This window comes from Kribbia dieselivorans NBRC 106261 (assembly GCF_001552435.1).
In the GTDB taxonomy this organism is placed as follows: Bacteria; Actinomycetota; Actinomycetes; order Actinomycetales; family Dermatophilaceae; genus Kribbia; species Kribbia dieselivorans.
The window spans coordinates 1-10,137 of the sequence record NZ_BCRE01000177.1 but is presented as its reverse complement, the minus strand read 5'-3'; the positions used below and the strand labels follow the sequence as shown (position 1 = coordinate 10,137).

The 10,137-nt window shown below is 70.9% G+C and carries 9 protein-coding genes and 1 tRNA gene; 6 read left to right on the top strand and 4 right to left on the bottom strand.

Annotation, left to right across the window (positions count from 1 at the left end; all coding sequences use genetic code 11):
* The 5 genes from KD1_RS13475 to mscL all read left to right on the top strand — a co-directional run.
* Positions 1-273, top strand: a 273-nt coding sequence (locus tag KD1_RS13475; RefSeq protein ID WP_281177622.1) for a 5-formyltetrahydrofolate cyclo-ligase, incomplete at its 5' end; no start/stop codon positions are given.
* A complete protein-coding gene (locus tag KD1_RS13470; RefSeq protein ID WP_068402740.1) occupies positions 249-1,775 on the top strand; it encodes a potassium/proton antiporter in 1,527 nt (508 codons plus the stop codon). The genes KD1_RS13475 and KD1_RS13470, both read left to right, overlap by 25 nt.
* A gap of 63 nt (positions 1,776-1,838) precedes the next feature.
* Entirely contained in the window at positions 1,839-2,132 is a 294-nt protein-coding gene (locus KD1_RS13465; RefSeq protein ID WP_068402736.1) for an FmdB family zinc ribbon protein, read from the top strand.
* A 40-nt stretch (positions 2,133-2,172) separates the two neighbouring features.
* Complete coding sequence (cpaB, locus tag KD1_RS13460) at positions 2,173-2,868, top strand: Flp pilus assembly protein CpaB (protein ID WP_068402734.1); 696 nt, start codon at positions 2,173-2,175, stop codon at positions 2,866-2,868.
* Between the two features lie 134 nt (positions 2,869-3,002).
* On the top strand, positions 3,003-3,356 hold the full coding sequence (gene mscL / locus KD1_RS13455) for a large conductance mechanosensitive channel protein MscL (RefSeq protein ID WP_068402732.1): 354 nt from the start codon (positions 3,003-3,005) through the stop codon (positions 3,354-3,356).
* A gap of 35 nt (positions 3,357-3,391) precedes the next feature.
* Here mscL and KD1_RS13450 read toward each other — a convergent pair whose 3' ends face one another.
* From KD1_RS13450 to KD1_RS13440, 3 genes are read right to left on the bottom strand one after another with little or no spacing between them, the layout of a single operon-like run.
* Positions 3,392-4,000: a DedA family protein gene (locus KD1_RS13450; protein WP_068402731.1), complete on the bottom strand. Its 609-nt coding sequence runs from the start codon at positions 3,998-4,000 to the stop codon at positions 3,392-3,394.
* Positions 4,001-4,003: 3 nt separating this feature from the next.
* Positions 4,004-7,897 carry a PDDEXK-like endonuclease domain-containing protein gene (locus tag KD1_RS13445; protein ID WP_157073354.1) on the bottom strand — a complete coding sequence of 1,298 codons (3,894 nt, stop codon included), beginning with the start codon at positions 7,895-7,897 and terminating at the stop codon, positions 4,004-4,006.
* A 57-nt stretch (positions 7,898-7,954) separates the two neighbouring features.
* Complete coding sequence (locus KD1_RS13440; protein WP_068402727.1) at positions 7,955-8,533, bottom strand: GNAT family N-acetyltransferase; 579 nt, start codon at positions 8,531-8,533, stop codon at positions 7,955-7,957.
* Positions 8,534-8,591: 58 nt separating this feature from the next.
* Between KD1_RS13440 and KD1_RS13435 the strand changes: the two genes are divergently transcribed.
* Positions 8,592-8,666: transfer RNA gene (locus KD1_RS13435), tRNA-Arg, on the top strand.
* Positions 8,667-8,896: 230 nt separating this feature from the next.
* Here KD1_RS13435 and KD1_RS13430 read toward each other — a convergent pair.
* Positions 8,897-9,976: a serine hydrolase domain-containing protein gene (locus KD1_RS13430; protein WP_169795401.1), complete on the bottom strand. Its 1,080-nt coding sequence runs from the start codon at positions 9,974-9,976 to the stop codon at positions 8,897-8,899.
* Between the last annotated feature and the right edge of the window lie 161 nt (positions 9,977-10,137).

The following is a 10,137-nucleotide window of genomic DNA, read 5'->3' as shown; positions in this document are numbered from 1 at the left end:
GACCGCGCTCCGCTCGGGCTCGCGGCCCTCACGGCGGTGGCCCTCGTGATCGCCCCCGGGCTGGCGGTCGACGCGGCCGGCACGCGGCTGGGTCAGGGGGGTGGCAGTTACGACCGTGCGTTGCCGCGGTTGAGGCCCGGCACCCCGATCGTCGTGACGCTGCACCCCGGCGAGGAGGCCGTCGAGCCACTGCCCGTCGAGGCGCACGACCGGCCCGCGGACGGCGTGATCACCGCGGAGGGGATGAGATGGATTTCTCCCTCGACGACCTGACGACCGTCCTGCTCATCGGCGCGGGGGTGCTGGTGGTCTGTGTCGCGGCCGTGCGCCTGTCGGTGCGCTCCGGTCTGCCGACGCTGCTGCTCTACCTCGCGATCGGGTTGGGGATCGAGGGGGCCGCGCCGTTCCTGCGTTTCGACTCCCCCGAGGTGACCCAGGTCCTCGGGTACTTCGCGTTGATCCTCATCCTGACCGAGGGCGGTCTGACGACGTCGTGGCCGGGGATCCGCCGGTCGGTCCCGCCGGCGCTGGCGCTGTCGACGGTGGGGGTGCTCGTCTCGGTCACGGCGATGGCGGCGTTCGCCCATTACGCGCTGCGCATCGACTGGACCATCGCCTTCCTCATCGGGGCGGTGCTGAGCTCGACCGACGCCGCGGCGGTCTTCTCGGTGCTGCGGCGCGTGCCACTGCCCCGACGCATCTCCGGCCTGCTCGAGGCGGAATCGGGATTCAACGACGCTCCGGTCGTGCTCATCGTCACGGCCGTCTCGGTGGCGGCCGCGAACCCGCAGGCGAGCCACCCGTGGTGGCTCATCGCGGTGCTCGCGATCGTCGAACTCGTGGGCGGAGCCGCGATCGGCATCGCCATCGGTTGGCTCGGCGGGCGCTACATGCGGCGTATGGCCTCGAACTCCTCGGGTCTGTTCTCGATCGGGGTCATCGCCCTGTGCGTCCTGGCGTACGGGGTTGGCAGTTGGGCGCACACGTCCGGGTTCATGGCGACGTACGTGGCCGCGCTCGTGCTCGGCAACTCGGCGTCGCTGCCCCACCAGGCCGCGGTGCGCGGCTTCGCCACGGCGTTGGGGTGGATCGCGCAGATCGGCCTGTTCGTGCTGCTCGGGCTCATGGCGCACCCGACCGGGTTCCTCGCCCAGGTCGGGCCGGCGCTCGCCCTGGGGCTGGCGCTGCTGCTCATCGCCCGGCCGCTGTCGGTGCTGGTGTCGCTGACGCCGTTCCGCGTGCCGTGGCGTGATCAGGTGTTCCTGTCGTGGGCGGGCCTGCGCGGCGCCGTGCCCATCGTGCTGGCGACCGTCCCGATGACCCAGGGCGTGCGCGGCGTGACGTGGCTCTACGACCTCGTCTTCGTGCTCGTCGTCATCTTCACCCTGGTCCAGGGCCCGACGCTGCCGTGGCTGGCGCGCCGGCTGGGGCTGACCGAGGAGACGCACACGCTCGACATCGCCGTCGACTCGACGCCGCTGGAGGAACTGGACGCGGAACTGTTCGAGATCGAGATCGGTCCGCGGTCGCGGCTGCACGGTGTCGAGGTGTTCGAGTTGCGGCTGCCGAAGGGGGCCAACATCACGCTCGTCGTGCGGGACGGGCAGAGTTTCGTCCCCCAGCCCGGCACGGTGCTCCGCACCGGGGACCGCCTGCTCGCGGTGAGCACGGCCGCGGCCCGTGACGTCATGGAGCGTCGGATTCGGGAGGTCAGCGACAACGGGCGTCTGGCCGGGTGGTCCAGACGGTCGGCCTATAATCGACCGGACGCCTGATCGCTTCGGCGCCCATCCATCTCCACGGACCATGCCGGTCCACCGAAGTACCAAGGACCATGAATGCCCACCTACGTCTACACCTGCACCGCGTGCGGGCACACCTTCGAAGCCGTCCAGTCGTTCAGTGACGATGCCCTGACCGTCTGCCCGGAGTGCGACGGCGCGCTGCGCAAGGTCTACAACGCGGTCGGCGTGGTGTTCAAGGGTGGCGGCTTCTACCGCACCGACTCCCGCGCCTCGAGTGTTGGAGCGTCGTCGGGCTCGGCCTCGACGTCGTCGACCGGTTCGTCGAGTTCTTCCGGTTCGTCCACAGCCTCCTCCAGCAGCACCTCGTCGTCCACAGCCGCGAGCTGACCCGCCGCCGACCCTGACGCGGCCACCTAACGTGGTCGCCATGAGTCGCCGCTCCCCCACTCGCCGCGCCGAGACCTCGGGCCCCTCCGCGACCGGGGCCCGGTTCGAGGCGATCTTGGGCCCCAGCCGCGCATCCCGGTGGCGACGCTTGGTGCTGCGTCGATCGCTGACGCTGCTGCTCCTCGTCGTCGCGGCCACCGTGCTGCTGCGCGATCAGGGTGCCGCCGAGGCCACCGTCGAGGTGGTCCGGGCGCGCAGTTCCGTCCCCGCCGGGGCCGTGCTCGACGCCGACGATGTCGAGGTGACCCGCGTGGCGGCGAGCGCCGTCGCGACCGGGTCGGCCACCGATCCCACGGCCCTGACCGGTCGACGCACCACCGCCGCGATCCTCGCCGGTGAGGTACTCAGCTCCGCCCGTGTCGTCGGGCCGGGGGCACTGGACGGCCTGCCGCGCGGTCATCGTGCCGTGGCCCTGCCCGTCGACGATGTCGACTCGGTCCGGTTGATCTCGTCGGGTGATCGCGTGGATGTGCTCCACCCCGGGCGCGACGGGCCGGTGGCCGCCGATGTGCTGGTGCTCGCCACCCCCGCCGCCGACGACGACGGCTCGGGGATCGTGCCCGCCGGAAGTGCCGGACATGTCGTCGTCGCGATACCCACGCAGCGGACGGCTCGGCTCGTATCGTCAGTGGAGTCGGGTGCGTCGTTCATCTTCGCCGCACGCTCCAGGAAGTAACACTTTCTGCAAGAAATCACTGCGGTCGCGTCGTAAGTCTGCTGACAGCGAACATTCGGGTTAGTGTCTACCCGGCCGTCAACCAACAGCCTGCGCCACGTGCCGGGCTGTCACACACGAGAGACAGGATTCACATGAAGGGCTTCAAGGACTTCCTCATGCGCGGCAATCTCGTTGAGATCGCCGTCGGTTTGATCATCGCCGCCTCGTTCGGCGCCGTCGTCACCACGTTCACCGCCGTGCTGATGTCCCTCATCGGCAAGATCTTCGGTACCCCCAACTTCGACACGTACCGCCCCGGCGGCGTGCCGGTCGGCGAGTTCATCACCGCCGTCGTCTCGTTCGTCATCCTGGCATTCATCGTCTACTTCTTCGTCGTGAAGCCGTACCAGGCCATGCGCGAGCGCTTCACCCAGGAGGAGGAGGCGACCACGGAGGAGTCCGTCGTGCTGCTCCGCGAGATCCGCGACTCCCTCCAGCGCGGCTGACCCAGCCACGCTGCACCGCAAGGGCCGGAGACCGATCATGGTCTCCGGCCCTTCGCCGTGTACCGGGCGACACTCCACTCGACGAGCAGGGCCAAGCCCACCGCCACGACGATCCCGAACAGGGCGCCCAGCAGCGGGTTCTCGTGGACCCAGGCGCCGGCGAGGGCTCCGAGGGTGACGTTGTAGATCGTCCAACTCGTGGCGCCCAGGGCCGAGAACCCCATGAACCGTCGGTGTGGGAAGCCCACGGCGGCGGCGGTGACGTTGATGGCCAGCCGCCCGGTGGGGATGAAACGGCCCGCGACGATGAGCGATCCCCCGCGGCGGCCGAGCTCCCGTTCGGCGAACGCGAACGAACGTTTGAGTCGTGGGCGGGCCGTGTGCCGCACCTTCTGCAGGCCGGAGCGTCGTGCGAGGACGTAGGTGAGGTTGTCACCACACCAGGCGCCGACGACGACCACCAGCGTCAGGACGATGAGATTCGGCGCCCCGGTCGCGGCCCCGAAGGCGGCCAGCGTGATGACCAGGGACTCACTCGGGACCGGTGGGAGGAGCGCGTCGAAGACGGCCAGCAGGAACATCGCGACCAGGGCCCACGGCGAGTCCGCGTGGGTGGTGACGAACGTGTTGATCGCGTCCAACATGGGTCAGTCCCAGTGCGGGGGGCGCTGCTCCTGGATCCACCGATCTCGGGCGGGGTCGGCGCTGCGGCGATTCGGATCGCCGTTCGCGCGCTGCCGGTCGCGGGGCCGGACGACGCGGACCTTCGGCTGCGGTGGCATCGGACCGTCCGGCGGGGCGGGCGTCTCAGCGGGGTTCATGGGCGGGGGCTCCGGGGTCGGCGGGGTCGGCTCGGCTGGCGGTGAGGTGACGGCCGGCTGGGCTGGTGGTTCCCGGCGCACCAGGGTGTTGACCGCGGCGATGACGCGGGCCTCCTCGCGCGCCGGATCGCGGAACAGGTCGACCGACCAGATCCGCAGGTGTCGCCAGCCGCGCGCCTCCAGTTGTTGGGCCCAGAGCCGGTCGCGTTGGCGGGTGTGTTCGGTGGCGGCGTAGTCGGGGCCGTCGATGTCGACGGCCAACAGCATCCGGCCCGGGCGGCGCGGATCCTCGACCGCGAGGTCGACCCGGCTGGTGCCGGTGCCGAAGTGGGTGTGGACCCGGTGACCGGCCGCCGTGAGTCGGTTCGCCAGGACCTGCACGAGCCGGGCGTCCTCACCGCGATCCTCACCGCGATCCTCACCGCTGTCCCTCCCGCGGGGCTTCCCTGCCGACGTCGTCGACCCGCGCGCCCCCGTGGGGTCGGCCCCGGCCAGGGCCACGAGTTCCCGCCAGGTCTCGCGACCGTCGGGGCGAGCCGGGATCGGTCCGCCCGGCGTCCGATCGGTGCTGCTGATGACCACGACGCCCTGCCGACCGCGGCTCGAGGCCAGCAGCACCCGGGCATGACCGAGTCGCCCGGCCAGCTCCGGCGAGCCGGGGGTGCCGACGATGATGACCACGTCACGCTGCTCGCGCTGGATCCGGTCGACGCCGCGCACCAGCAACGGTTCGTCGACCTGCGTGGCCACCCATCGACCGAGATCCTCGTCGTCGGCGATGACGTCGGCGAGCGCCTGCCGGATCTGGCGCGCGATGTCCTCGTCCATCGCCACCACCCCGAGGGAGGCCCCGGGCAGGGTGCGCGCGTGCTCGGCCACGCTTCCGATGACTCGTTCGACCACGGCCGCGGTCGAGGTGGGGTCACCGTCCTGACGGAACCGCTTGGCCGGCAACCGGCCCGGCACCGAGTGCAGCGGCTCGTCCCGGTAGGCGTTGACGAGGGCGAGGGTCTCCCCCGCCTGGTTGTCCAGGAATCTCAGCGACTGTTCACCCCACCGGGCCGCACCGGCGGCGTAGGCGCTGACCCCGTCGATGACGGTCGGCGTCGATCCGCCGGCCGCGATGTGAAAACCCGTCGGCGGCAACTGATCCGGATCCCCGATCACCAGCGCCTGACTCCCGCGGAGCAGCGAACTGGCCACGCGCGCGGTGGTCGTCCGGGCGGCGTCGTCGATGATCACGAGGTCGAAAAGTCGGGTCTGCGGGATGACCGCGGCCACGGCCAAGGGGCTGATGGCCCAGCACGGCGAGACCGCCGCGAGCACGTCTCCGGCACGTTCGATGGCCTGGCGGTTGGACACCGGCCGGGCCGAGTCGTTGGCCAGGTCGGCCACCCAATGGGCATCGGCCCGGCAGCGACGACCGGTGGCGCGCATGCCTGCGCGGATGCCCTCGGTGATGCGGGCGGCGTTGTCGCGCTGGACCTCACGGTCCTCCCGCACGTACGTGGCCAAGGCGCGACGCATCGCCGCTCCGTCGTGGTCGCCGTACCCCGGGTCCACACGGGAGATCTCGTCGACCACGGAGGTCCACCACACGAACGCGACCTCGCTGACCACGTCGTCGACACCGACGGCGCGGGCCGCGAGGTCGTCGACGAGGGGTCGCAGACCGGCGGCGTCGAGGGCGGCGATGGTGTCGACCGCCTGGGGCAGCGCGTCGATCCGGTGGCTCGCGCGCGCCAACCGACCGAGCCGAGCCCGCAGCGGGATCAGGTCGACGGCGGTGAGATCACCCCCATCGGGGGTGGAGGTCAACCGGGCCGAGAGCCAACGAAGATCTCGGTCCACGGCCGTGTGGGCGGCCACGGCGCGGTCGAGGCCATCGGGAACGCGCGGTCGACCACCGCCGCCGGTGAGGGCACGCCACATGACGCGCTGATTCTCGGCGGCCTGGAGCGCGCCCTGCAGGTCCTCCGGCGGCAGGCCGGGGCGCAGGAGCGAACGGGCTCGACGGACCTCGCGCATGCGGGCGATGCGCCCGATCTGGCTGCCGTCGGCGCGGTGTCGGCCGGCCACGGCGGCGATGAGGTCATTGAGGGGCTCGTCGAACACGCGGGGTTGGAAGACCTCGAGCGTGTCGTGGACCTGGGCCAGGGTACGGAGGATCTCCCCCCGGTCGTCGATCGTCCTGACCTCGGCGGGATGCAGATCGGCCATGACCCGGTCGAAGGCGGTGTCGAGCTCATCGATCTCGGTGATGATGCGGCCGATGACCTCCTTGGCCTGTCTGGCCTCGGCGGGTGTGCCGACTCGAGCCCGCCACCAGGGGTCGGCGGATCGATCGGCCGGCCACGCGCCGATCCGCGCCAGATGGCGGACGCGTTCACCGGTCTCCTCCGGGTCGGTGAGTCCGGTGATGACCGGGCCGGGCAGACGTACGCGCGAATGGGGCGCCCGGCTGCGCGCGGCAAGCGCGGCGATCGCCTCCTGGGCCTGATGCACCGAGACTCCCCACGGATCGCGGATCTCATGGAGGCATCTCGCGTGGGCATCGAGGGTCGCGGAGGCCTGGTGCACGAGGGCGAGGCGATGCTGTCGGCGCTCCTCGGCCGCGACCGGGTCGAGGGCGTAGGAGGGGCGATCGTGCCACCGCCCGGTCAGGTCCGCGGCGTCGAAGGTGCCGGCCGGGTCGCTGAGGTGCAGGACCGCGTCGGCCAGGGCGACCGTGTCCAGTTGATCGCGGACCGCCTCGATGGCGGCTCGCTTCTCGGCCACGAGCAGCACGCGCTGCCCCTGGCTGACCGCCTGGGCCACGGCGGAGGCGATCAGGCGAGAGGCCATCGTGCCGGCGGGGGCGCGCACGCACACGTTGTGCCCACGCGCAAGGTCGTCGAGCACGCGCTGCTCGTCCTCGCCCACATCGAGGACGAACCGGTCCGGGGAGAGCGGTTCGGGGATCACCGTCACGCGCGGGTTCGGCTCGAGGTCCGGCTCACCGAGCGCCAGGGCCGCCAGCAGATCGCCCTCGTCGCGGTGCTCCAGTCCCCAGAGGTCGGCGACCGCGGGGGCCTTCTCGTGCGGCAGGCCGGCGATCACCAGGCTCGGGCGGATCTGGAACCCGGCGATGTTCGCGCAGTGCTCGGCCAGGACCTGCCAGACCGGCTCCGGGTCGAAGGACAGATCGGTCGCGGCCGTGGCGAGCAGGTGGTCGGGGTCGAGCCGGATCCCCTGATCGCGCTCGAGGAAGGCGAGCAGCACCGGGTTGAGTTCGATGCGATCGGCGAGTTCGAGCGACAGATCGACACCCGCGGAGTCGTGATGGGGCACCAGGGTGCAGCGGCGCAGCAGCACCGGGGCGAGCGGGTCGGGTCCGGAGGACGCGACGTGCCATGTGGCCATGCCGAGCGCGAGATAGCAGGTCTGCAGACCGCGCTCCGCAGCCAGCCTTTCTGCGTGGGCCGTGATCGTCTGTCCGCGCGCGACTGCAGCCTCGTGGGCGCCGGGTTCGCGGACGAGTTCGCCCAGGCGGGCGGTGTTGCCGGCGAGGACCTTGGCCAGGCCGCCGGGGTGGGCCTGGCTGAGATCGAGCACGCCCGGGGAGTCGGGGTCGAACCACAGCAGGGTGTTGGGGCCGCCGAGGTCGACCAACTCGCGCCGCCACTCCACCGCTGCCTCGGCAAGCCGCTGCGCGCGCGATGGTTCAGCGGGCTCAGTCACCCAGACAGGCTAACAACGGAGCGCGCTGCGCGTGTCGACCTCCGACGGCGGGCCGTGTCAGGGGCGGTCGCGGCGCATGATCAGCCGCGGCATCCGGCTCGCGACGGCGTCGGTGACCCCCACCTGGCGAAAGCCCGCGTGCTCGAACATGGCCTTGGTGCCGACGAACGCCATGGTCAGGTCCATGCGCCCCGGCGGGTCGACCGGGTAGGCCTCGATGGCCGGAGCGCCGTTCGCGAACGCATACTCGACCGCACCGTCGATGAGGTGGCCGACCACGCCCTGCTTGCGGTGCCCGCTGCGGACCACCACGCAGATGATGCTCCACACCGGGACGTCGTCGATGGGTCGGATGAGTGTGGAGGCGACCAGTCGTGGCGTCTCGGCGCGTGGGGTGATGCTGCACCAGCCCACGGGCTCTCCGTCGCGATAGGTGACGACACCGGGCGGGTGCGCACGCCGCGTGAGCGTGCGCATGGCCTCTTCGCGCGAGTCGCCGCCCAGGTCGCGGATCTCGGCGGCCGACACGCGATGCGAGAGGCACCAGCAGTGGTTGGTGCGGCGGTTGGGGTTGATGACGGTCGCGAGGTCGTCGAAGCGATCCTCGGTGACCGGGTGTGTCTCCCAGGTGGTCATGCCTCCAGCCAACCACGGGCCATCGCGTACCCTTGACCGGTGGCCCCACCGGGCCGTTGCCCTCGTAGCTCAGGGGAAGAGCACTTCTCTCCTAAAGAAGGTGTCGCAAGTTCGAATCTTGCCGGGGGCACCAGCAGATCCATAGGTCAGGGACCAACGGGTCTTTCGGTTCAACGAGATGATCTCGGCGTCGGCCAGCGTCGCGTTCGCAGTGCTCGCGAGTGCCACCGAAACGAGCCTCCGTCGCACGTAATGACCTGTGACGCTCGGCCCTGACGTGTGACACTCACCCGCAGGTCAGCGGCCTATGCCATTCGGTTGGTGGCGCACGGGCCTCAGCGTGGCGCGCGCCGATACGTGCGGTCACAAAGCAGGCAGGCCGAGCACCTCCCGCACGGCGGCCTCGAGGCGGTCTCCACGGTCGTGGTCACCGATGTGACCGGTGAGGAACGCGATGGCGTACTGGCCGGCTTGGCTCCACCACCCGAAGCTCCCTCCGGTGCCGCCCATGCCGTAACCGTCCTGGTCCAGGGCCACACCGAGGCCCCATTCTCGGTTTCCGCCCACGACGAGGTCGGGCTCCTCCCCTCGCCCACGGGTCAGTTCGCCCACGAGAGCGGGGTCCACGATGCGACCGTGGGCCAGCGCCGCGTAGAACCCGGCCACGGACCGTGCAGTGCCGTGACCGTTGACCGCCGGGATCTCGGCTTGACGCCAACGCCGGCTGTTGACGACGTCCGGGTCGCGCGCCCCCGGCGGGTTGCCGATGGCCCGCTCGAACAGGGGCGGATACCCCGACTGGGCGGCCCAGAAGTCGTCCCCGAACCCAGTCAGATCCGCGACTCTGGCCAGGTCGCGGTCAGCGACCCCGATGTGGAAGTCGAGGTCGAGCGGACCGCAGATCTCCTCGCGGAGGAACGCTCCGAGCGGGCGGCCATCGACGGCACGGACGACCTGACCCAGCAGATGCCCGAAGAACAACGCGGATTCGCCCGTCGCGGCGCCCGGGACCCAACTCGGCTCCTGACGTGCCAGCAGGGAACACATCAGCTCCCAGTCATAGAACGCCCCCTGGGGCGCATCCGCGTCCAGCGCCACCACCCCGGCTCGGTGCGCGAGGACCTCACGCACCGACGCCGCCGCCCGCAGGTCGGGCCAGTAACGCTGCATCGGAGCGTCGAGATCGACGGCTCCCCGCTCCACCAGTTTCAGCACGCAGAGCGCGGCGAACGGCTTCGTCACCGAGTACGGCATGACCAGCGTGTCCGACCGCCAGGGCCGGGTGCGCGCCGCGTCGGCGAAACCGCCCCACAGGTCCACCACCCAGCGCCCGTCGTGCCAGGCCGCGAACGAGGCTCCGGTGCCGGGCTGCGCGTCCAGCACCTCGGCGAACACCTCACGCACATCGGAGAATCGTGCGTCGAGCCATCCGTTGACCTTCACGATCCCCATCCTCACGTCGGGTCGAGCGGACCGCCTCCGTTTCCACCCAGCAGTACCACGCGCCTGGTCAACTTATCCACAGGTGAGCCATGGAAACCCCTATCGACGCCCGAGACCTGCCATGGTGGAGGGACAAGCCAGCACGATTCACACAGGGGGAA

Excerpts from the sequence above, each read along its gene's own strand:
- KD1_RS13470 (WP_068402740.1), top strand. The coding sequence starts at position 249 with ATGGATTTCTCCCTCGACGACCTGACGACCGTCCTGCTCATCGGCGCG.
- KD1_RS13450 (WP_068402731.1), bottom strand. The coding sequence starts at position 4,000 with ATGTTGGACGCGATCAACACGTTCGTCACCACCCACGCGGACTCGCCG.
- KD1_RS13465 (WP_068402736.1), top strand. The coding sequence starts at position 1,839 with ATGCCCACCTACGTCTACACCTGCACCGCGTGCGGGCACACCTTCGAA.
- mscL (WP_068402732.1), top strand. The coding sequence starts at position 3,003 with ATGAAGGGCTTCAAGGACTTCCTCATGCGCGGCAATCTCGTTGAGATC.
- cpaB (WP_068402734.1), top strand. The coding sequence starts at position 2,173 with ATGAGTCGCCGCTCCCCCACTCGCCGCGCCGAGACCTCGGGCCCCTCC.
- KD1_RS13440 (WP_068402727.1), bottom strand. The coding sequence starts at position 8,533 with ATGACCACCTGGGAGACACACCCGGTCACCGAGGATCGCTTCGACGAC.